This window comes from Variovorax sp. FW305-3-2-15-B-LB1, from assembly GCF_058787635.1.
Window position 1 is genome coordinate 1 of record NZ_JBYSZY010000036.1, and the last position, 20,760, is coordinate 20,760.

The window sequence follows — 20,760 nt, forward strand, 5'->3', positions numbered from 1 at the left end:
CCGCTACGGCGGGGGCGGTGGCAGCGCGAGCAAGGACACCTTCGCCAGCCCACCCGTGCCACCGCAGAAGACCGCGCCGTCGCACGGCCTGCGCTCAGGCATGCAGGTGTTCCACAACAAGTTCGGCGAGGGCACGGTGACCGCGCTCGAAGGCACCGGCGACGATGCGCGGGCGCAGGTGAAGTTCGCGCGCCACGGCGTGAAGTGGCTGGCGCTGTCGGTGGCGAAGCTCACGCCGGTCTGAGGCCGGCGGTCCCGCTTGCCCGAAAGGGCAGCGGGCGATGCCCGCTCAGTTCGCGTCGAAGCTGTCGCGGAACGTGAACCAGGTCGAGGCCAGCGACATGGCCGCCAGCACCAGCGCGGTGCCGATCATCAGGATGTTGCCGATCGCCAGGGCCGCGCCGTCGGAGCCCATGGCGCCGACGCCGATCAGCACGGTGGCGAGCAGGCCGATGGCGATGCCCGCGAGCATGAACACGCCGAACCACGCCAGGCCGAACAGCGCGTAGGCGCCGAAGTTGCGGAACAGCGCGACGATGCTGAAGAAGACGCTCTTCACCGGCTCCACGCGGTGCCAGTGCACCAGCGCCGGCGCATGCCACATGGCCAGCGACAGCGGCAGGTTCAGGCACATCAACAGCGTGCGCGCCGTGAGGAACTCGCTGCTCTTCATGACCTCGGGCGTCACCACCTCGTCGAACAGGTAGGCGCGCATGAGCTGGCCGCCGTCGACCAGCGCCGTCAGCGTGACGGCCAGCACGAAGTACACGGCCGAGATCACGCCCAGCACCACCAGCGAGCGCCATTCGGTGCGCATGGCGTCGAACACCGCGATGAACATGGCCGAGCCCGTGGGGCGGCCCAGATCGCCCGCGTTGCCCAGGCCATCGGCGTTGTCGGTTGCGGCCACCGAGGTCGCGACCATCAGGCCGAGCGTCATGAAGGGCAGCAGGATCGGGGCGAGCACGCTGCCGAGCAGCGGCAGCATCGACACCGTCGAGATCATCGCCATCAGCAGGAAGAACAGCGAGATGAAGGCCAGCGGCTGGCGCCAGAAGGTCTTGAGTCCGAGGCGGACCCAGTCGAAGCCGGTGCGCGCCGGCACGAGGTGGAGTTTCATGTGGGGGGTCAGAAGGTGTGAATGAATCCGGCGTGGCCGAGCAGGCCGCCCAGACGCGCCCAATCAAGGCGCAAAGCGCAGCCATAGCTTGGGCTATGGCGAGCATTTGCAACGCAGAGTGGGTGTGTCTGGGCGGGATGAGCGGGCATGGCGGGTTCGGTCACACCTTCTTTAGGCTGCCAGCGCCGGCTCGAGGACGTGGGCGATGGCGTGCGGGTGGGTGGCGCGCTCGCGCAGCACGCGCTCGAAGTGCGTCGGGTCGTGGGGCTTGAGCATGCTGGCCTCGCGCGGCAGGTGGAAGTCCCACAGGCGCGAGATCCAGAAGCGCAGCGCGGCGGCGCGCAGCATCGCGGGCAGCAGGGCGCGCTCGGAGGTGTTCAACCTGCGCACGCTCTCATACGCGGCGAGCAGGGCGTCGGCGCGGGCGGCGTCGTGCCGGCCGCTGGCCAGGTCGATGGCCCAGTCGTTCAGGCACACGGCCAGGTCGAACAGCCAGGTGTCGGTGCCGGCGAAGTAGAAGTCGAACACGCCCGTGAGGCGCGGCGGCGCATCGGGCTCGCCGCCGGTCGCGAACATCACGTTGTCGCGGAACATGTCGGCATGCACCGGGCCGCGCGGCAGCGCCGCGTAGGCCGACGATTCGGCGACGTGGTTCTGGTAGGCCAGCTCGGCGCGCAGCAGCGCGGACTGCGCCTCGTCCATGTGGGGCAGCACCACCGGGGCGGTTTCGTTCCACCAGGGCAGGCCGCGCAGATTGGGCTGGATGCGCGGGTAGTCGCGCCCGGCCAGGTGCATGCGGGCCAGCATGGCGCCCAGTTCGGCGCAGTGGGCGGCCGTGGGGGCCAGCTCGCTGCGGCCCGACAGCTTCTGCACCAGCGCCGCGGGCTTGCCGGCCACGCGGTGCAGCAGCTCGCAGGGCGCCTGCGCGGGAATCGACAGCGCATGGCCGGTCGGCGGCGCCACGGCCGGATCGGCCACGGGCGCGGGCACCGGCAGGCCGGCACCGGCCAGGTGCTTCATCAGGCAAAGGTAGTACGGCAGCTGCTCGGCGCTCAGGCGCTCGAACAGCGTCAGCACGAATTCGCCCGACTCGGTGGTGGCGAAGTAGTTGGTGTTCTCGATGCCGCCCTCGATGCCGCGCAGCTCGCGCAGGGCGCCCATGCCAAGGCGCTGGACGAGCGCGTCTGCCTCGCCGAACTGAACTTCGGTAAAAACTGCCATGGCGATGCTCAGCGCCGGACGGCGGCTGCGGGAGAAAAGAGGGAGGGCGGGAAGGAGAACGGCGACGTCACGGTCAGAACTTCAGCACGTTCCAGACACGCGGGCCGTTGCCGCCGCTGTTCGCGTCGCCGGTCGTGCCGGGGCGGGCGCTGCCGCCGTCGTTGGGCAGCACTTCGTAACCGGGCATGTTCGACTTGGGCTTGACGTTGATGCTCTGCGTGCGGCCGCCGTAGCGCACCTCGTCGACCGAGGCGCCGCTGTCTTCCGTGTGGATGTGCTCGACCTTCTGGTTGCGTCGGCCGTCGGCCTGCTCCTGATTTTGTAGCGGTTCCGCCGGGGCCGGCTTGGCGGCGGGCGCGGCCGGCGCCTGCGCGAGGGCGGCAACGGGGGTGGCGAAAGCCAGCGCCAGCAGGATGCGGCGGGCGACCAGGAGTGGGGAGCTAGGCATGCACGGATTGTAGGCGTGCACCCGCTGGCGGCGTGTCGGCCGCCAGCCGACCCTGGTGTCGTTCCGGACGCCGGTCCGGGCACGGCAAAATGCCCCGATGACCGACAAGAAAACGCTGCTGCTCGTCGATGGCTCGAGCTACCTGTACCGGGCCTTCCACGCGATGCCCGATCTGCGCGCCGTGCCCGGCGACCCCAAGAGCCCGGCCACCGGGGCGATCCGGGGCATGATCAACATGATGACCGCGCTGCGCCGCGAGGTGCGCGCCGACTACGCGGCCTGCATCTTCGACGCCCCCGGCAAGACCTTCCGCGACGACTGGTACCCCGAGTACAAGGCCAACCGCTCGCCGATGCCCGACGACCTGCGCAGCCAGATCGACCCCATCCACGAAGTGGTCAGGCTGCTGGGCTGGCCGGTGATCACCGTGCCCGAGGTCGAGGCCGACGACGTGATCGGCACGCTCGCCAAGGTGGCGGCCGCGCAGGGCGTCGAGGTGATCGTGTCCAGCGGCGACAAGGACCTGAGCCAGCTGGTCGACGAGCACATCACCATCATCGACACGATGAACGGCAAGAAGCGCGACATCGCCGGCGTGACGGCCGAGTTCGGCGTGCCGCCCAGCCTCATGGTCGACTACCAGACGCTCATCGGCGACACGGTCGACAACGTGCCGGGCGTGCCCAAGGTCGGCCCCAAGACGGCCGCCAAGTGGCTGCTCGAATACGGCTCGCTCGATGCGCTGGTCGAACGCGCCGCCGAAGTGAAGGGCGCCGCCGGCGAGAACCTGCGCCAGGCGCTCGACAAGCTGCCGCTGAGCAAACGCCTCGTCACCATCCGCACTGATTGCGACCTGAACGGCCATGTCGAAGGCCTGCCCTCGCTCGAAGGCCTGCCCGTTGGTGCGCCGCAGACCGCCGAGCTGAAGCCCTTCTACGAGAAGTTCGGTTTCAAGAGCCTGGTGAAGTCGCTCGAAGCCCAAGAGGTGCCGCCCGAGCTGATCGAAGAGAACGCGAAGAAGAAGGCCGCGTCCAAGGCCGACCGCGATCAGGGCGGCCTGTTCGACGAGCCCTCCGAGCTGGACGCGCAAGAGGCCGCCGCGCCCGCGAGCAACCTCAAGTACGACACCATCATGGAATGGGCGCAGTTCGACGCCTGGCTCGCCAAGCTCGAGGCCGCCGAACTCACGGCCATCGACACCGAGACCACCTCGCTCGACGAAATGGTCGCGCAGATCGTCGGCATCAGCTTCAGCGTCACGCCGGGCGAAGCGGCCTACATTCCGCTCACGCACAACTACCCCGACGCGCCCGCGCAGCTGCCGATCGACGAGGTGCTTGCCAGGCTCAAGCCCTGGCTCGAGAACGCCGACAAGAAGAAGCTCGGCCAGCACATCAAGTACGACCGCCACGTGTTTGCCAACCATGGCATCGAGGTGCAGGGCTACGCGCACGACACCATGCTGCAAAGCTACGTGCTCGAAGTGAACAAACCGCACGGCCTGTCGTCCCTGGCCGAGCGCCACCTGGGGCGCAGCGGCATCTCGTACGAAGACCTGTGCGGCAAGGGCGCGCACCAGATTCCGTTCAGCCAGGTCGACATCGCCAAGGCCGCCGAATACTCGTGCGAAGACAGCGACCAGACGCTCGACGTGCACCGCACGCTGTGGCCCCTGCTGCAGAAGGAAGAGAAGCTGGGCTTCATCTACCAGCTCGAAATGGATTCGAGCGAGGCGCTGTACCGCATCGAGCGCAACGGCGTGCTGATCGACGCGCCCACGCTGGCCGCGCAGAGCCACGACCTGGGCACGCGCATCATGGCGCTGGAGCAGGAGGCCTACGACATCGCGGGCCAGCCCTTCAACCTCGGTTCGCCCAAGCAGATCGGCGAAATCTTCTTCACCAAGCTGGGCCTGCCCGTGGTCAAGAAGACGCCGAGCGGCGCGCCCAGTACCGACGAAGAAGTGCTCGAGAAGCTGGCCGAAGACTATTCGCTGCCCGCCAAGATCCTCGAGCACCGCGGCCTCTCGAAGCTCAAGGGCACCTACACCGACAAGCTGGGCCAGCTGGCCAACCCGCGCACCGGCCGCGTGCACACGCACTATGCGCAGGCGGTGGCCGTCACGGGCCGCCTGAGCAGCAACGACCCCAACCTGCAGAACATCCCGATCCGCACGCCCGAAGGCCGCCGCGTGCGCGAGGCCTTCGTGGCACCGGCGGGCAGCGTGATCGCCAGCGCCGACTACTCGCAGATCGAGCTGCGCATCATGGCCCACATCAGCGGTGACGAGTCGCTGCTGCGCGCCTTCACCGACGGCGTCGACGTGCACCGTGCCACGGCCGCCGAGGTGTTCGGCACCACGCCCGACCAGGTGTCGAGTGAGCAGCGCCGCTATGCCAAGGTCATCAACTTCGGGCTCATCTACGGCATGAGCAGCTTCGGCCTGGCGAAGAACCTGGGCATCGAGACCAAGGCCGCGGCCTCGTACATCGATCGCTACTTTGCGCGCTACCCGGGCGTGAAGACCTACATGGACCAGATCGTGGAGTTCGCGCGCGAGCACACCTATGTCGAGACCGTGTTCGGCCGGCGCCTCTACCTGAGCGAGATCAACGGCGGCAACGGCCCCCGCAAGAAGGCGGCCGAGCGCCAGGCCATCAACGCGCCGATGCAGGGCACGGCGGCCGACCTCATCAAGCTCAGCATGGTCAAGGTACAGAACGTGCTTGACGAAGAGAAGCGCGCCACCAAGATGATCATGCAGGTGCACGACGAACTGGTGTTCGAAGTGCCCGAGGCCGAGGTCGAATGGGTGCGCACCGAAATCCCGCGCCTGATGGCCGGCGTGGCGGCGCTCAAGGTGCCGCTGCTCGCCGAGATCGGCGTCGGGCCCAACTGGGACAAGGCCCACTGATCCTCCTTCGCACGATCCCCAAGAGACAAACGACAGAAAGAAGAAACACGCCCATGAAACTCCAGCCCCGCACCTTCCTGCTCGCCGCCGTCTGCGCGGCCTTCCTCGGCACCGCTTCCGCTGCCCCCGATGCCCGCATCGCCGCACTGGCCGCCAAGGAAAAGCCCGCCCTGCTCGAGACGCTGAAGGAGTTGGTCTCCATCGAGTCGGGCAGCCGCGACATCGAAGGCCTCGAGAAAATCTCCGACCTCATCGCCGCGAAGTTCAAGGCGCTGGGCGGCGAAGTGGAGCTCATCGACCCGAGCGCCGACGCCTACCGCATGGAAGACACGCCCGAGAAGATCGGCCGCGTGGTGCGCGCCACCTTCAAGGGCACGGGCACCAAGAAGATCATGCTCATCGCGCACATGGACACGGTCTACACCGTGGGCATGCTCAACAAGCAGCCGTTCCGCGTCGACGGCGACAAGGCCTACGGCCTGGGCATTGCCGACGACAAGCAGGGTGTGGCCGTCATCACGCACCTGGTGTCGATGCTGCAGGCGCTGAAGTTCAAGGACTACGGCACGCTCACCGTGCTGATCAACGGCGACGAGGAAATCAGCTCGCCCGGTTCGCGCGCCTTGCTCACCAAGCTGGGCGGCGAGCACGACGCCGTGCTGTCGTTCGAGGGCGCCTCCATCAAGGACGACAAGCTCTCGCTGGCCACCGCGGGCATCGCCTCGGTCACGCTGAACGTGGCGGGCAAGGCCTCGCACGCGGGCTCCGCACCCGAGCTGGGCGTGAACGCGCTGTACGAGCTGTCGCATCAAATCTTGCAGATGCGCGACCTGTCCGACCCGGCCACGGGTCTGAAGATGAACTGGACCATCTCCAAGTCGGGCACCAACCGCAACGTGATCCCCGCCAGCGCCACGGCGGGCGCCGACGTGCGCGTGCTCAAGGTGGCCGACTACGACCGCATCGAGCAGCAGGTGAACGAGCGCGTGAAGAAGCAGCTGGTGCCCGACGCCAAGGTCGAGCTGAAGTTCGAACGCCGCCGTCCGCCGCTCGAGGCCACCGACGCGTCGCGCGCGCTGGCCAAGCACGCGCAGGCCATCTACAAGGACGAGCTGGGCCGCCCGCTGGGCGCCGACGACAAGGCCGCCGGTGGCGGCACCGACGCGGCGTTCGCCTCGCTCAAGACCAAGGCGCCGGTCATCGAGCGCTTCGGCCTGCAAGGCTTCGGCGCGCACACGGCCGACGCGGAGTACGTGCTGATCGACTCCATCGAGCCGCGCCTGTACCTCGGCGTGCGCATGGTGATGGACATCGCCACCGGCAAGACCACCGTTCGCTGACCGCCACCGACCGCTGTCGGCCATGCGGCTGCGCCACATCGAGGTCTTCAACGCGATCATGCTCGCGGGCAGCGTGAGCGCGGCCGCGCGGCTCATCAACATCACGCAGCCGGCCGTGAGCCGCACGTTGCAGCATGCCGAGCTGCAGCTGGGCTTTCCGCTGTTCCAGCGCGCCAAGGGGCGGCTCACGCCGACCACCGAGGCGCTCACGCTGTACCCGCACATCGAGCGGCTGTTTGCGCAGCTCGACGAGGTGCAGCGGCTGGCGGCGAACCTGCGCGCGGGCAACGACACGGGCGAGCTGCGCATCCTCAGCGTGCTCGCGCTGAGCTACGAAATCCTGCCGCGCGCGCTCAAGGCCTTTCGCGAGATGCATCCGGGCTACGCGATCACGGTCGAGTCGCTGCACTCGCCGCAGATCATGTCGGCGCTGCTGCTGCAGGAGGCCGATGTTGGCTTTGCCTTCAGCCCCGCAGTGCATCCCTCGCTCACGCAGGAGACGCTGGCCGACAGCCGCATGGTGTGCGTGGCGCCCAAGGGCATGCTGCCGCGCGCGCTGGTGCGCAACGGCTCGGTGGCGCTGCACGACCTCATCGACCGCCCGGTGATCGGCCTGGACGGCCGCGACCCGGTCGGCACCAGCCTGAGCCAGGCCTGCCGGCAGGCGGGCGTGGGTTTCCAGCAGGCCGTGGTCACGGTGCAGACCTACCACGCCGCGCTGGCCATGGCGCACCACGGGCTGGGCGTGGCGCTGGTCGACGGCTGCACGGCGCGCTCGGCCGACCGTGCCAAGGTCGACGTGCTGACCCTGGAGCCGCACATTCCCGTGCCGGTGCGCGCGCTGCGCTTCGCAGGTCGGCCCGACTCGGTGGCCGTGCGCGGCATCACGCGCTGCATGCGCGAAGCGATCGAGCAGACCGCCTGAGAAAGATGCGGGGCATTCGCCTCGCGCCATAATCCGCGCCCATGCACGCCCTTCGAACCTTCTGCGCAATGCACCGCCTGGTGCTGGCGTGGTTCATGGCGTCGCTGCTGGTCGCGGGCGCGTCGCCGCTCGTGAACCCGCAGGCGATGGAGCTCGTGTGTTCCGCCGCGGGCACCGTCAAGCTCATCGTGCAGGGCGACGACGGCGTCACCGAAGTCGGCATGGCGGCCATGGACTGCCCGCTGTGCATGGTCTCCGGGCCGCCGCCTGCCACCGTGCAGGTGACGCTGCCCACGCCGCTGCCGCTGGGCCGCGCGCTGCAATCGATTCCTGCTGCCCGCCTCGCGGCAGCCACGGCCTCGCCGCTGCCGGCGCGCGGGCCGCCCACGCATCTCTCCTGAGCTTCGTCGTTCCTGCACCTGACGCCGCCTGAACGGGCCGCGCGGTGCGTTCCCGGTCGTTGTGCGGCCGGCGCTGCGCCTCATTGTTTTCGCCAGCGTCGTCGCAAGAGAGATGCCATGCCCACCCTTTCCCGTGCCCCCGCTTTGGGGCTGCTTGCCCTGTTCGGCGCCGTCAGTTCGCCTGTCCAAGCCCAGACCACCGTGTCTTCACTGCCTTTGATCGAGGTGGCCGACGACGCCCCGCGCCCCAACGGCCGGCTCGACCTCGACACGCCCGCCGACACCGCGAGCCGCCTGGGCCTCACGCCGCGCGAGACGCCGGCTTCCGTCACGGTGGTGAACCGCGCGGTGCTCGATGCGCGCGGCGCGCAGAACACGCAGGAGGCGCTGCGCGCCGTGCCCGGCGTGACCGCGCACGACGCGCCCGGCAACGTCGGCGTGAGCTACCGTGGCTTTGGCAGTGGCTCGATCGCGCAGCTGTTCAACGGCATCAACCTGCAGTATTCGATCGCGGCGCGCCCGGTCGACAGCTGGATCTACGACCGCGTCGAGGCCATCGGCGGCCCGTCGAGCTTCCTGTTCGGCTCGGGCGCGCTGGGCGGGTCGATCAACTACATCACCAAGGCGCCCGAGCGCAGCGACTTCGCCGAAGCGCAGCTGCGCCTGGGCACGCAGAACCTGAAAGAGGCCTCCTTCGGCCTGAACCGCCGCATCGCCGGCGACGGCGGCGCGGGCAGCCACTACGCGCGCATCGACGTGAACCACCGCGACGCCCACGGCTGGACCGACGGCACCAAGAGCCAATCGACGCAGCTCGCGGCCTCGCTGCTGTCGGACTTCGGCGGCGGCCTGAAGCACACGCTGGCCTACGAATACCAGGACGAAGACGTCACGCGGCCCTACTGGGGCACGCCGGTGCTGAACCCGGCGGGCGGCGAGATGCGCATCGACCGCGGCACGCGCTTCAAGAACTACAACAGTGCCGACGGCCTCTACGCGCAGCGCGTGCAGTGGCTGCGCTCGGTCACCGAATGGCAGGCCAGCGACGCGCTGCAGTTCAAGAACACCTTCTATGCCTACGACGCGCTGCGCGACTACCGCAACGTCGAGAACTACCGCTACAACGCGCGCAACACGGCCGTCATCCGCTCGGGCGCCTTGCTGCAGCGGCACGACCAGGACGTGTGGGGCAACCGCGTCGAGGGCCTTTACAAGGGGCAGATCGGCGAGCTGAAGAGCGACTGGTCCTTCGGGCTGGACTTCAGCGTGAACCGGCAGACGCGCTTTCCCAACAGCCTGCCCGGCACCGTGAGCACGGTGAACCCGTACGTCTTTGCCACCGAGCGCTTCTTCGACGTGCCGGGCATGACGCCCGGTTTTCGCCCCGACCGCGACAACAAGGTGCGGACCACCGCGCTGTACCTGGAGAACCGCACCGCGCTGCAGCCGTCGCTGCACCTCGTGACGGCGCTGCGCCACGAGCGCATCGACCTCGACCTGGTCAACCGCCGCACCGTGGATGCGGCGAACCCGGCCACCTTCCATCGCGGCTACCAACCCACCACCGGCCGCATCGGCCTGGTGTGGGACATCGCGCCCGGCGCCAACCTGTACGCGCAGTACGCCACGGCGGCCGACCCGCCGTCGGGCGTGCTCTCGACCGCCTCGTTCGCCGACGTGCGCAACAACAGCGAGCTCACCACGGGCCGGCAGGTCGAGGTCGGCACCAAGCTCGATTTCTGGCAGGGCAAGGGCACGGCCACGCTTGCGGCCTACAGCATCCGCCGCACCAACATCGCGACGCAGGACCCGGCCAACAGCGCGCTCACGGTGCTCGTCGGCGAGCAGTCGTCCAAGGGCGTGGAGCTGGCGCTCGGGCTGCAGCCCACGCCGCAGTGGTCGCTGCAGGGCAACCTCACGTACGTCGATGCGCGCTACGAGCAGTTCCGCCAGGGCGGCGTGTCGCTCGCGGGCCGCACGCCGACCAACACGCCGGCGGTGGTCGCGAACCTCTGGGTGTCGTACGCCATCACGCCGCGCCTGCAGGCCACGGCGGGCGTGCGGCATGTGGGCAAGGTGTACGCCGATGCGGCCAACACGATGCACTGGCCCGGCTACACGCTGCTCGACCTCGGGCTGAGCTGGCAGGCAAACCGCAACGTCACGCTGGTGGGGCGCGTGCGCAACGCGACCGACCGCGTGTACGCCGCGAACGTCGGCGCCGGCTTCGCCTACCTCGGCGCGCCGCGCACGGCCGACGTGTCGGTGCGCGTGAGCTTCTGAACCGAAGGAGCGCCGTCATGCATGCGAAACGTTGGTTGTTCCTGGTCCACCGCTGGCTCGGTGTGGTCGTCTGCGCCTTCTTCGCGATGTGGTTCGTCTCGGGCGTGGTGATGATGTACGTGGGCTACCCCAAGCTCACCGAGGCCGAGCGTCTGCAGCACCTGCCGCCGCTCGATGCAAAGGCGCCCTTGCTGGGGCCGCGGCAGGCACTCGATGCGGCCGGTATCGCGGGGCCGTTGCAGGACCTGCGGCTGGCCGTGGCCAGCGGCGGGCAGGCGGTGTACCTCGCGGTGCCGGCGAGCGCGGCAGAACCCGGCGCGCGCCGATCGCCACCGGGGCGCGGCGTGGTCGTCGTCGATGCGCAGACCGGCGCCGTGCTGCGCCAGGTCGACCGCGCCCGCGCGCTCGTGAGCGCGCAGGCCTATGGGGGCGAGGGCGTGGTGCTCAGGTACCGGGGCACCATCGACGAAGACGCCTTCACCCATTCGCGCGGGCTCGACGCGCACCGCCCGCTGCATGTGGTCGACCTGGCCGATGCGCAGGCCACGCGGCTGTACATCTCGGGCCGCACCGGCGAGGTGGTGCGCGACGCACCGCGTGCCGAGCGGCTGTGGAACTACGCCGGTGCGTGGATCCATTGGCTGTACCCGCTGCGCGGCACGGGCCTGGACCGCTACTGGGCCGACATCGTCAACTGGCTGTCGATCGTCGGCATCGCCGTCACGCTCACCGGTACCGTGGTGGGCGTGATGCGCTGGCGCTTCCGGCGCACCTACAAGAGCGGCTCGCATTCGCCGTACCAGGGCTTCATGATGCGCTGGCATCACATCAGCGGGCTGCTGTTCGCGCTCGTCACGCTGACGTGGATCTTCAGCGGGCTGATGTCGATGAACCCCTGGCGCGTGTTCGACAGCGGTGCGCCGGCATTGCGCATGGCGGCGATGCAGGGCGGGCCGCTCGTGGTGAACGCTGGCGATGCGGCGCCCGCTGCATTGCTGGCTTCCACGCGTGGCGACATCCGCGAACTGCGCTGGGTGCGCGCGGCGGGGCAGACGCTGGTGCTGGCCAGCACCGCCAACGGCCGGCCGCTGGTGCGCGACGCGGCCAGCGCACAGCCTCGGCAGATCGACCCGGAGGCGCTGCGCAGCGCCGTCGCGCAGCTGCTGCCTGATCCGGTCGCACGCATCGACGTGCTCACCGCCTACGACAGCCACTACTACACGCGCGAAGCGCACACCATGACCGGCGGCGGCGAGAAGCCGCTGCCCGTCTGGCGGGTTGTGTTCGCCGACGCGCACGCCACCTGGGTCCACATCGATCCGCAGACCGGCGCCGTGCTCGGCCGCAGCGACAGCACGCGCCGGTGGAGCCGCTGGCTGTTCGCGATGCTGCACAGCTGGGACTGGCTGCCGCTGCTCGAACACCGCCCGCTGTGGGACGTGCTGCTGGTCGCGCTCAGCGCGGGCGGTGCGCTGCTGAGCCTGACCGGCGTGGTGATCGGCTGGCGGCGCCTGGGCCGCAAGCTCAAGCGTGCGGCGGGGCCGCGTCCAGCGCCTGCGCGATCCGCTGCGCCGAGCCGAAGGCCAGCGTGAACCCCAGCGCGCCGTGGCCGGTGTTGAACAGCATGTTCGACGGCGCGTGCGGCAGCCGCCCGATGATCGGCAGGCCCTTCGGCGTGGCCGGGCGCATGCCGGTCCAGGGGTGCAGCTCGGCCAGCCGGCTCGCGCGCGGGAACACGGCGCGCGTGGCGTCGGCCAGCGTCTCGATGCGCGTGGCGGGAATGCTCGCGTCGTGCCCCACGAGCTCGGCCATGCCGGCCACGCGCAGGCGCGAGCCGATGCGCGCGAAGACGACCTTGCGCGCGCTGTCGGTCACGTTCACGCGCGGCGCCGCGCCGGGGGCGGGGTCGACGTCGACCGTGATGCTGTAGCCCTTGAGCGGATACACCGGCAGGTAGGCGCCGAGCGCGCGACCCAGCTTGTGCGAGGCCGAGCCGAGTGCCATCACGAAGGCATCGGCTTCGATGTTGCCTTCACTGGTCTGCACGGCGGCGACACGGCCCTCGCTGCGCGCGAAGCCGTGCACGTCGGCACCGAGCATGAAGCGCACGCCGCGCGCGCTCAGTGCGCGCATCAGCTCGGCGCACACCTTGAGGCAGTCGGCCGCGCACTCGCTCGGAGTGTGGACCGCGCCCGCCATCTGGCCGCGGTAGTCCGCGAGCGCGGGCTCGATGGCCACGCACTCGTCGGGTGTGACGATGCGCTGCTCGCTGCCCAGCGTGCGCTGCAGTTCGACTTGCGTGCGCGCACCGGCCAGCGAGGCGGCGCTCGCATAGAGCACCAGCTTGCCGGTGGCGGAGAAGTCGCAGTCGGGCGCGATGTCGGCCTGCATGGCCTCGAAGCCGGTGCGGCTCGCGGCCGCCAGCGCGAGCAGCTGCGCGGTGGTGTCGCGCGAGGTCGCGGCGTTGCACGCGGCCAGGAAGGCCAGGCCCCAGCGCCATTGCAGCGGGTCGAGCTGCGGGCGCAGCTTCAGCGGCGAGGTGGGGGAGAACAGCAGCTTGGGCAGCTGCGTCCAGATCGACGGATCGGCCAGCGGCTGCACGTACGAGTAGCTCAGCTGCGCGCCGTTGCCGCCGCTGGCGCCCGCGCCGGGCGCCGCGCGGTCGATCACCGTGACCTGGTGGCCCTGGCGCTCGAGTTGCCAGGCGGTCGCCAGGCCCACGATGCCGGCGCCGAGCACGCACACATGCATGGAGGCAACTTTCCGGAAGTGAAGAAAAAAGGGAACAGAAGAGACAGCGTGCGACTGTAGAGGCCCCTCGCCGTGCCCGGAAATGCCAAAAGAACCCAGCCCATAACCTTTGGGCATGACCCCGGGGTTAATTGGAATTGTCCCGATGTGTCACTCCTTCTTACACTGGCTGTCTGTTCAATCCAACCGATGAAGGCTCGAATGAAACTCTCCGTTTTGATGGCGTCCCTGGCTGCCGCGGTCCTCTTCACTGCACCGGCCGCACAAGCTGCCGACACGCTCGCCAAGATCGCCGAGTCCGGCAAGATCTCGCTCGCCTACCGCGAGTCGTCGGTGCCCTTCAGCTACCTGGACGGCCCCAACAAGCCGATCGGGTTCTCGGTGGAACTCTCCAACGCCGTGGTCGAGGCGGTGAAGAAGAAGTTGAACAAGCCCAACCTGCAGGTCTCGCTGATGGCGGTCACCTCGCAGAACCGCATCCCGCTGATCACCAACGGCACCATCGACCTGGAGTGCGGCTCCACCACCAACAACACCGCGCGCGGCAAGGACGTGGCCTTTGCGGTGAACCACTTCTACACGGGCACGCGCCTGCTGACGAAAAAGTCCTCCAAGATCAAGGACTACGCCGACCTGGCCAAGAAGACCGTGGCCAGCACCACCGGCACCACCAACGCGCTGGTCATGCGCAAGTACAACACCGAGAAGAACCTCGACATGAACATCGTGCTCGGCAAGGACCACGCCGACGCGTTCCTGCTGGTCGAGAGCGACCGCGCCGTGGCCTTCGCCATGGACGACATCCTGCTGTTCGGCCTCATCGCCAACTCGAAGAACCCGGCCGACTACGAAGTGGTGGGCGAGTCGCTGCAGGTCGAGCCCTACGCCTGCATGCTGCCCAAGGACGACCCGGCCTTCAAGAAGCTGGTGGACGACACCTTCACCGCCATGATGAAGAGCGGCGAGTTCGAGAAGCTCTACGCCAAGTGGTTCATGCAGCCGATCCCGCCGAAGAACGTGCCGCTGAACCTGCCGATGAGCGACCAGCTGAAAGAGAACCTCAAGGCCTTCAGCGACAAACCAGCGACCTGATCGCACAGAGAGAGCGAAAGAGAAAAGACATGGTCGCAGCCACACAGGTCGTCGGCATCCTCGGGGGCATGGGCCCCGCGGCGGGCGCCGACTTCGTCCGGCTCTTCGTGCAGGCCTGCGCGCAGCAGATGCGTGCGCGTGGCGAGCCGGTGCGCGACCAGTCCTTTCCCGAGCACTGGCTGGCGCAGGTGCCGGTGCCCGACCGCACCGGCGCGCTGGCCTCCGATGCGCAGGGCGCGCACCAGCCGCTCGAACCGATGCTGCAGGCGCTGGGCCGGCTGGCCGCGCTGGGCAGCCGCGCCGTGGCCATCGCCTGCAACACCGCGCATGCGTGGCATGCCAACCTGCAGGAGCGCTTTCCGCAGGTCGAGCTGCTGCACATGGCGCGCGAAACCGCGCAGCACCTGGCCGCGCAGGGCGCGAGCGAGGTGGCGCTGATGGCCACCGAGGGCACCTACCGCGTGCGGCTGTACGAGCAGGCGCTGGCCGAGGCCGGCCTGGGCTGCCATGTGCCGTCGGCCGACGAGCGCCAGACCATCATGCGCGGCATCTTCGACGGCGTGAAGGCCGGCAACCTGCCGCTGGCCGAACGCTGCTTCTCCGAGGTCGCGCTGCGGCTGGCCGAGCGGCACGGCCCGGTCACGATCATCATGGGCTGCACCGAGGTGCCGCTGGGCCTGCAGGGCTCGGCCGCGGTGGCGGGGCTGCGCCTCGTCGATCCGGCCCAGGTGCTGGCCGAGGCGCTGGCACGGCGGGCCTACGGCACCTGACCGCAGCCCGAAGCGGCCCGGCTGCTTTACGGTCCGGTCACACGGCCCGGCCCGATTTCGCCTACATTGCGGCGTGCGTTTTTCTACGCCACACCCCCTTGTCAGACGATTCAACCGGAGCCCTTGCATGACCTCCTTCGACGACAACCGTTCCGAATTCGATTCGCTGCGCCCCGGCGACAGCACCGAGCAGGGGGCCACGCGCCGCACCGCGCTCAAGGCCGCCCTCGGTGTCGGCTACGCCGCCGCCGTGCTGCCGGTGGCCGCGCAGACGGCCATCGCCACCCCGGCCGACGGCCTGAAGGCCGGCCCCATCAAGTACACCGTCAACGGCTTCGGGGTGCCCGCCTATGCCGCGGCACCGGCCGGCAAGACCGGGCTGCCCGTGGTGCTGGTGATCCAGGAAATCTTCGGCGTGCACGAGTACATCGCCGACACCTGCCGCCGCTTCGCCGAGCTGGGCTACCTGGCCATCGCGCCCGAGCTGTACGCGCGCCAGGGCGATCCGCGCGGCTACACCGACATTCCCAAGCTGCAGGCCGACATCGTCACCAAGGTGCCCGACGCGCAGGTCATGGCCGACCTCGACGGCGCGCTGGCCTGGGCCAAGGCCAACGGCGGCGACACGAGCAAGGCCGGCATCACCGGTTTCTGCTGGGGCGGGCGCATCGTGTGGCTGTATGCGGCCACCGGCAAGGTCAAGGCCGGCGTGGCCTGGTACGGCCGGCTGGTCGGGCAGGCCAGCGAATTGCAGCCCAAGCACCCCGTCGACATCGCCGCCAGCCTGCAGGCGCCGGTGCTCGGCCTGTACGGCGGAAAAGACCAGGGCATCCCCCTTGACACGGTTGATAAGATGAAAGCTGCTCTGGCCACTGGAACTGCAGCGGCCAAGGCATCGAGCTTCGTCGTGTACCCCGAAGCAGGCCACGCGTTCCACGCCGACTACCGCCCCAGCTACCTCAAGAGCGCCGCGGAAGACGGCTGGCAGCGTGCCACGGCCTGGTTCAAAGCCAATGGTGTCGCCTGACCGAAGACGGCGCCCGTAGCCACCCGCCGCCGAAGGCCGTCCGAAGTGACGGCCTTTCTCTTTTTATGAACGGAACAAGGTCATAACGGCCGTCCCTCTTGCGCAAGCAGCTATGAATTTGATAGTAATTCTCGTGGCGACCCTGGTCGCCGGCATCGGTAGCGTCTGGCTCGCGGCCCTGCTGCTGCGCGTGGGCGTGCGCAGCGGTGGCGGCGGCGTGAACCCGCAGCACCTGCTGAGCCTGGCGGCTGGCGCGCTGCTGGCCACCGCCTTCATGCACCTGCTGCCTGAGGCCTTCGAAAGCCGCATCGAACCCGCGCTGCTGTTCGCGGTGCTGCTGTTCGGGTTGGTGTTCTTCTTTTTGCTCGACAAGGCCGAGCTGTGGCACCACGGGCATGAGCATCACCATGGCGATGCCGCACCGGCGAAAGAGGGCGCGCACGATCACCACGGCCACGACCATCACGACCATTCGCACGCTCATCACCACCATGCACCCCCCACGGGCGGCGGCGGCTGGGCCGTGCTCACCGGCGACAGCGTGCACTGCTTCGGCGACGGCATCCTGATCGCCTCGGCCTTCGTGGCCGACATCCGCCTGGGCCTCGTGGCCGCGCTGGCCGTGCTCGCGCACGAAGTGCCGCACCACATCGGCGACCTCGTGGTGCTGCGCCAGAGTTCGGCCAATTCGCGCGCGGCGCTGGTGAAGGTGTCGCTTGCGGGCACGATGACCATGCTCGGCGGCATCGCGGGCTGGTGGCTGGTCGACCAGCTGCATGGCTGGCTGCCGTACTTCCTGGTGCTGGCGGGCAGCAGCTTCGTCTACGTGGCGCTGGCCGACCTGATTCCGCAGCTGCAAAAGCGCCTGCCCGCGCGCCAGACCGCGGCGCAGATCGCGTGGCTGGCAGCGGGCATCCTGCTGGTCACGCTCGTGAGCCGGCTCGCGCACGGCGAGCATGGCCACGAACACGGCCATGATGAAGGACACGGCGAGCACGGCCACGTCCACAAAGACTGACGACGGCGCGTGTGGGCGGCCTCGAGGGACGGGAAACTTTCCGACACCGACGTCAGCCCGTCGATCCACCGCAAGGGGCAAAACAGGCGCACCATAGAGGGCCGTTTACTCATCTGCCGAGGAATTCGATCATGACGCCCCAAGCCGATGCCACCGCGCGCTCCGCCTCGTCGTCCGAAGACGACGATGACGACAGCACGCCTGCCGACGACTTCGATGAACTCGAAGCCGATGCGTCCGACGACCTGTCGGACGAAACGGGCATCGACCTCACCGATGCCAGCGAGCTCGATGCCGACAACGTGCCGGCCGACGAAGAGTTCGACCGCGTGATGAACGCGCCGGACTGATTCGCCTGACCCAGCCCGGTCAGGCCGGCTCGGGCCAGCGCGCCTGTGCCGGACGCACCGATTCGTAGAAGCGCGCCATCTGCAGCACGCCCAGGTCGTCGAAGCGGCGCCCCGCGATCTGCAGGCCGATCGGCAGGCCATTTTTCGCATGGCCGCAGTTGATCGACGCGGCCGGCTGTTCCGACTGGTTGAACACCGACGTGAAGTGCGAGTCCTTCAGCAGGTTTTCCGAGCCGCTGTTGATCGCGTCCGCCGCGAACGGCAGCACCGGCGACACCGGCGACAGCACGTAGTCGAAGTGCTGCGTGGCCGCCACGGTGGCCGCGCGCAGCGCCTGCATGCGCGTGAAGGCGCGGAAGGTGTCTTCGGGCGTGAGCGAGGCGGCGAACTCCGCCGCCTGGTGGATGTAGCCGGCCGCGAGCTTCGCGCGTTCGGGTGCCATCGCGGCCAGGTCGACGCGGCAGCGCATGGTGAAGAAGTGGGCCATGCCCATGCGCATGTCCAGCGTGCTCCAGTCGGCCAGCGGTTCGACGATGGCACCGGCCTGCTCGAACAGGCGGGCCGCGGCCAGCACGGCCTCTTCCACTTCCGCATCGATCGGCCAGCCGCCCATGGTCTCGGTCCACAGGCCGATGCGCAGGCCCTTCACATTGCGCTCGAGCCGCTGCCACGCGAAGTCGTTCGGCGGCAGGCTCATGTAGTCGCGTGCGTCGGGGCGCGTCACCACCTGCATCAAGAGCGCGGCGTCGGCCACGGTGCGCGTCATGGGGCCGATCACACGCGCGGCGGCGGGTGGGTCGACGGGGATGCGGCCCTGGCTGGGCTTGAGGCCGAACACGCCGCAGAAGCTGGCCGGAATGCGCACCGAGCCGCCGATGTCGGTGCCCAGGTGCAGCGGGCCGTAGCCCGCGGCGGCAGCGGCGCCGGCGCCCGAGCTCGAGCCGCCGGTGTTGCGGCCCAGGTCCCATGGGTTGCGCGTGAGCGCGTGGAAGCTCGAGGGCGCCGCGCCCAAGAAGCCGAAATCGGGCATCGTCGTCTTGGTCACGATCACCGCGCCGGCTTCGCGCAGGCGTGCGGCGGCGGGGGCGTCGGCTGCGGCGGGCGCCAGCACGGTCGCTGCGCTGCCGATCGGCGTGGGCGTGCCGCGCGTGGCGATGTTCTCCTTGAGCGTGACCGGCACGCCGTCGAGATCGCCCTGCGGCTTGCCCTGGGCCCAGCGTGCCTCGGAGGCGCGCGCCGATGCGAGCGCGGCTTCGGCGTCCAGCCCGTAGGTGGCGTGGATGTGCGGCTCCCAGCGCTCGATGCGCGCGAGCACGGCCTGCGTCACCTCGACCGGCGACAAGGCGCGGTCACGGTAGCGTTCGAGCAACTGGAGGGCACTGAGTTCGTACAGGGGTGTGGTCATGTCTTCGTTTCTTCTTTGGGTGGTGGGATGAAGGTGGGTTGAAAGAGAGGACGAGGACGGCGCTCAGCCGCCCCCGAACGCATAGCCCTGGCCCGGCGCCGCGGCCAGCAGCGTGCGCGTGTAGGCCTCGCGTGGTGACAGCAGCACGTCGTGCGCGCTGCCTTGCTCGACGATGCGGCCCTTGTGCATCACGATCAGGCGGTCGCAGATCTGGCTGGCCACGCGCAGGTCGTGGGTGATGAACAGGATGCCGATCGACAGCCGCTGCTGGATCTCCGCGAGCAGCTTCAAGATCTGGTCCTGCACCGACACGTCGAGCGCCGACACGGCTTCGTCGGCGATCAGCACGCGCGGCTCGCAGGCCAGCGCGCGCGCAATGCACAGCCGCTGGCGCTGGCCGCCCGAGAACTCGCTCGGGTAGCGGTGCAGCACCTCGGGCTGCAGCCGCACCAGCGCCATCAGCTCCTCCGCGCGCTGCCAGGCCTTGGCATGCGGCACGCCGAAATTCACCGGCCCCTCGACGATCGACTGGCCCACCGTGCGGCGCGGGTTGAGCGAGCGGTTCGGGTCCTGGAACACGACCTGCACCATGCGCCGGAACGCCGAGCGCTGCGCGCCGCGCGAGCCCTCGATGCCGGGCACGCGGATGTCGCCGTCGGTCGGCTCGATCAGTCGCGCGATGCAGCGCGCCACGGTCGACTTGCCCGAGCCCGATTCGCCCACGATGCCGACCGTCTCGCCCGCATGCAGCTTCAGCGACACGTCGGCCGCCGCATGCACCGTGCGGCGCTTGCCGGGCCAGCTGCCCGTGCGGTAGACCTTGCCCACGCCGCGCGCATCGAGCAGCGGCGCCTGGGCGTCGATGGGCGCGCGCAGCACGGGCGCCAGCCGCGGCACGGCGTCGAGCAGCATGCGCGTGTAGGCCTCCTTCGGGCGGCGCAGCACTTCGTCCTTCGGGCCGCTCTCGACCTGCCGGCCCAACTGGAGCACCACCACCTGGTCGGCGATGTCCGCCACCACGCCGAAGTCGTGCGTGATGAACAGCACGGCCGTGCCGTTCTCCTGCTGCATCTCGCGGATGAGCGCGAGGATCTCGGCCTGCGTGGTCACGTCGAGCGCGGTGGTGGGCTCGTCGCAGATCAGCAGGGCCGGGCGCAGGATCAGCGCGATGGCGATCACGATGCGCTGGCGCTGCCCGCCCGAGAGCTGGTGCGGGTAGGCGTCGTAGATGCGCTGGGGCTCGGGCAGCCGCACGCGCTCGAAGATGGCCAGCACGCGCGCGCGGCGCGCGGCGGCGCCCAGCGTCGTGTGCTCGGCCAGGATCTCGTCGACCTGCGCGCCGCAGCGCATCACCGGATTGAGCGCGGTCATCGGTTCCTGGAACACCATCGCCATGCGCGCGCCGCGCAGGGCGCGCAGCCGCGCCGGGCTGGCCGCGAGCACGTCCTCGCCCTGCACCTCGATGCGCCCGGCCGAGGGCCGCAGCGACGCGGGCAGCAGGCCCATCGCGGCCTGCGCGATGACCGACTTGCCGGAGCCCGATTCGCCCAGCAGGCACACGACCTGGCCGGGCATCACGTCGAACGAGATGCCGTGCACCGCGTGCGCGCGGTCGGCGCCGGCGGGCAGGTCGATGGCGAGGTCGCGCACCACGAGGCAGGGCGCGGCGGACGTTGTGGAAGGGGTGGATGTCAT

17 protein-coding genes and 1 pseudogene are annotated in these 20,760 nt (G+C 69.4%); 12 read left to right on the forward strand and 6 right to left on the reverse strand.

The genetic code is table 11. The features are described from left to right. Positions 1–244: pseudogene (locus tag AC3WQR_RS20800) on the forward strand (DNA helicase II); the annotation flags it as partial. A 45-nt stretch (positions 245–289) separates the two neighbouring features. Here the strand turns inward: AC3WQR_RS20800 and AC3WQR_RS20805 are convergent. The 3 genes from AC3WQR_RS20805 to AC3WQR_RS20815 all read right to left on the reverse strand — a co-directional run bounded on the left by AC3WQR_RS20805 (position 290) and on the right by AC3WQR_RS20815 (position 2,789). After that, on the reverse strand, positions 290–1,120 hold the full coding sequence (locus tag AC3WQR_RS20805; RefSeq protein ID WP_095744262.1) for a BPSS1780 family membrane protein: 831 nt from the start codon (positions 1,118–1,120) through the stop codon (positions 290–292). Positions 1,121–1,291: 171 nt separating this feature from the next. Continuing rightward, complete coding sequence (locus tag AC3WQR_RS20810; protein ID WP_487850136.1) at positions 1,292–2,341, reverse strand: homoserine kinase; 1,050 nt, start codon at positions 2,339–2,341, stop codon at positions 1,292–1,294. Positions 2,342–2,414: 73 nt separating this feature from the next. Then, the gene (locus AC3WQR_RS20815; protein ID WP_062468938.1) at positions 2,415–2,789 is read right to left on the reverse strand and encodes a hypothetical protein; all 375 of its coding nucleotides are present in this window, start codon (positions 2,787–2,789) and stop codon (positions 2,415–2,417) included. A gap of 97 nt (positions 2,790–2,886) precedes the next feature. Between AC3WQR_RS20815 and polA the strand changes: the two genes are divergently transcribed. The 6 genes from polA to AC3WQR_RS20845 all read left to right on the forward strand — a co-directional run bounded on the left by polA (position 2,887) and on the right by AC3WQR_RS20845 (position 12,244). Then, positions 2,887–5,703 (forward strand): DNA polymerase I, encoded by a 2,817-nt coding sequence (gene polA, locus AC3WQR_RS20820; RefSeq protein WP_492743349.1) that lies wholly within the window; start codon positions 2,887–2,889, stop codon positions 5,701–5,703. A 53-nt stretch (positions 5,704–5,756) separates the two neighbouring features. After that, positions 5,757–7,043, forward strand: coding sequence for a M20/M25/M40 family metallo-hydrolase (locus AC3WQR_RS20825; RefSeq protein ID WP_492694549.1), 1,287 nt, complete (start codon positions 5,757–5,759; stop codon positions 7,041–7,043). 22 nt (positions 7,044–7,065) lie between these two features. Next, positions 7,066–7,968: a LysR family transcriptional regulator gene (locus AC3WQR_RS20830; protein WP_062468929.1), complete on the forward strand. Its 903-nt coding sequence runs from the start codon at positions 7,066–7,068 to the stop codon at positions 7,966–7,968. Between the two features lie 41 nt (positions 7,969–8,009). Continuing rightward, complete coding sequence (locus AC3WQR_RS20835; RefSeq protein ID WP_492743351.1) at positions 8,010–8,369, forward strand: hypothetical protein; 360 nt, start codon at positions 8,010–8,012, stop codon at positions 8,367–8,369. Between the two features lie 117 nt (positions 8,370–8,486). Beyond that, positions 8,487–10,652, forward strand: a complete 2,166-nt coding sequence (locus AC3WQR_RS20840; RefSeq protein WP_492743352.1) for a TonB-dependent receptor — start codon at positions 8,487–8,489, stop codon at positions 10,650–10,652. A 17-nt stretch (positions 10,653–10,669) separates the two neighbouring features. Continuing rightward, positions 10,670–12,244, forward strand: coding sequence for a PepSY domain-containing protein (locus AC3WQR_RS20845; protein WP_492743354.1), 1,575 nt, complete (start codon positions 10,670–10,672; stop codon positions 12,242–12,244). Here AC3WQR_RS20845 and AC3WQR_RS20850 read toward each other — a convergent pair. Further along, a complete protein-coding gene (locus AC3WQR_RS20850; protein ID WP_492743356.1) occupies positions 12,177–13,403 on the reverse strand; it encodes a D-amino acid dehydrogenase in 1,227 nt (408 codons plus the stop codon). The two genes, AC3WQR_RS20845 and AC3WQR_RS20850, sit on opposite strands and share 68 nt — an antisense overlap. Before the next feature lie 201 nt (positions 13,404–13,604). On the opposite strand from AC3WQR_RS20850, the gene AC3WQR_RS20855 reads away from it, so the two are divergent. The 5 genes from AC3WQR_RS20855 (at position 13,605) to AC3WQR_RS20875 (ending at position 17,660) form a co-directional block, all read left to right on the forward strand. Further along, a complete protein-coding gene (locus AC3WQR_RS20855) occupies positions 13,605–14,495 on the forward strand; it encodes a transporter substrate-binding domain-containing protein (protein ID WP_492743358.1) in 891 nt (296 codons plus the stop codon). Positions 14,496–14,524: 29 nt separating this feature from the next. Beyond that, entirely contained in the window at positions 14,525–15,265 is a 741-nt protein-coding gene (locus tag AC3WQR_RS20860) for an aspartate/glutamate racemase family protein (RefSeq protein WP_307584776.1), read from the forward strand. 127 nt (positions 15,266–15,392) lie between these two features. After that, the gene (locus AC3WQR_RS20865) at positions 15,393–16,292 is read left to right on the forward strand and encodes a dienelactone hydrolase family protein (RefSeq protein WP_390345639.1); all 900 of its coding nucleotides are present in this window, start codon (positions 15,393–15,395) and stop codon (positions 16,290–16,292) included. A 112-nt stretch (positions 16,293–16,404) separates the two neighbouring features. Next, on the forward strand, positions 16,405–17,310 hold the full coding sequence (locus AC3WQR_RS20870) for a ZIP family metal transporter (RefSeq protein WP_139701903.1): 906 nt from the start codon (positions 16,405–16,407) through the stop codon (positions 17,308–17,310). A 131-nt stretch (positions 17,311–17,441) separates the two neighbouring features. Continuing rightward, complete coding sequence (locus AC3WQR_RS20875; protein ID WP_062468907.1) at positions 17,442–17,660, forward strand: hypothetical protein; 219 nt, start codon at positions 17,442–17,444, stop codon at positions 17,658–17,660. A 19-nt stretch (positions 17,661–17,679) separates the two neighbouring features. On the opposite strand, the gene AC3WQR_RS20880 is transcribed toward AC3WQR_RS20875, so the two are convergent. Further along, positions 17,680–19,065 (reverse strand): amidase, encoded by a 1,386-nt coding sequence (locus tag AC3WQR_RS20880; protein WP_492743360.1) that lies wholly within the window; start codon positions 19,063–19,065, stop codon positions 17,680–17,682. A gap of 63 nt (positions 19,066–19,128) precedes the next feature. Then, positions 19,129–20,760 carry a dipeptide ABC transporter ATP-binding protein gene (locus AC3WQR_RS20885; RefSeq protein WP_095744274.1) on the reverse strand — a complete coding sequence of 544 codons (1,632 nt, stop codon included), beginning with the start codon at positions 20,758–20,760 and terminating at the stop codon, positions 19,129–19,131.

Coding starts and splice junctions, on each gene's coding strand:
- AC3WQR_RS20805 (WP_095744262.1), bottom strand. CDS start 1,120: ATGAAACTCCACCTCGTGCCGGCGCGCACCGGCTTCGACTGGGTCCGC.
- AC3WQR_RS20810 (WP_487850136.1), bottom strand. CDS start 2,341: ATGGCAGTTTTTACCGAAGTTCAGTTCGGCGAGGCAGACGCGCTCGTC.
- AC3WQR_RS20815 (WP_062468938.1), bottom strand. CDS start 2,789: ATGCCTAGCTCCCCACTCCTGGTCGCCCGCCGCATCCTGCTGGCGCTG.
- polA (WP_492743349.1), top strand. CDS start 2,887: ATGACCGACAAGAAAACGCTGCTGCTCGTCGATGGCTCGAGCTACCTG.
- AC3WQR_RS20825 (WP_492694549.1), top strand. CDS start 5,757: ATGAAACTCCAGCCCCGCACCTTCCTGCTCGCCGCCGTCTGCGCGGCC.
- AC3WQR_RS20830 (WP_062468929.1), top strand. CDS start 7,066: ATGCGGCTGCGCCACATCGAGGTCTTCAACGCGATCATGCTCGCGGGC.
- AC3WQR_RS20835 (WP_492743351.1), top strand. CDS start 8,010: ATGCACGCCCTTCGAACCTTCTGCGCAATGCACCGCCTGGTGCTGGCG.
- AC3WQR_RS20840 (WP_492743352.1), top strand. CDS start 8,487: ATGCCCACCCTTTCCCGTGCCCCCGCTTTGGGGCTGCTTGCCCTGTTC.
- AC3WQR_RS20845 (WP_492743354.1), top strand. CDS start 10,670: ATGCATGCGAAACGTTGGTTGTTCCTGGTCCACCGCTGGCTCGGTGTG.
- AC3WQR_RS20850 (WP_492743356.1), bottom strand. CDS start 13,403: ATGCATGTGTGCGTGCTCGGCGCCGGCATCGTGGGCCTGGCGACCGCC.
- AC3WQR_RS20855 (WP_492743358.1), top strand. CDS start 13,605: ATGAAACTCTCCGTTTTGATGGCGTCCCTGGCTGCCGCGGTCCTCTTC.
- AC3WQR_RS20860 (WP_307584776.1), top strand. CDS start 14,525: ATGGTCGCAGCCACACAGGTCGTCGGCATCCTCGGGGGCATGGGCCCC.
- AC3WQR_RS20865 (WP_390345639.1), top strand. CDS start 15,393: ATGACCTCCTTCGACGACAACCGTTCCGAATTCGATTCGCTGCGCCCC.
- AC3WQR_RS20870 (WP_139701903.1), top strand. CDS start 16,405: ATGAATTTGATAGTAATTCTCGTGGCGACCCTGGTCGCCGGCATCGGT.
- AC3WQR_RS20875 (WP_062468907.1), top strand. CDS start 17,442: ATGACGCCCCAAGCCGATGCCACCGCGCGCTCCGCCTCGTCGTCCGAA.
- AC3WQR_RS20880 (WP_492743360.1), bottom strand. CDS start 19,065: ATGACCACACCCCTGTACGAACTCAGTGCCCTCCAGTTGCTCGAACGC.
- AC3WQR_RS20885 (WP_095744274.1), bottom strand. CDS start 20,760: ATGACATCCACCCCTTCCACAACGTCCGCCGCGCCCTGCCTCGTGGTG.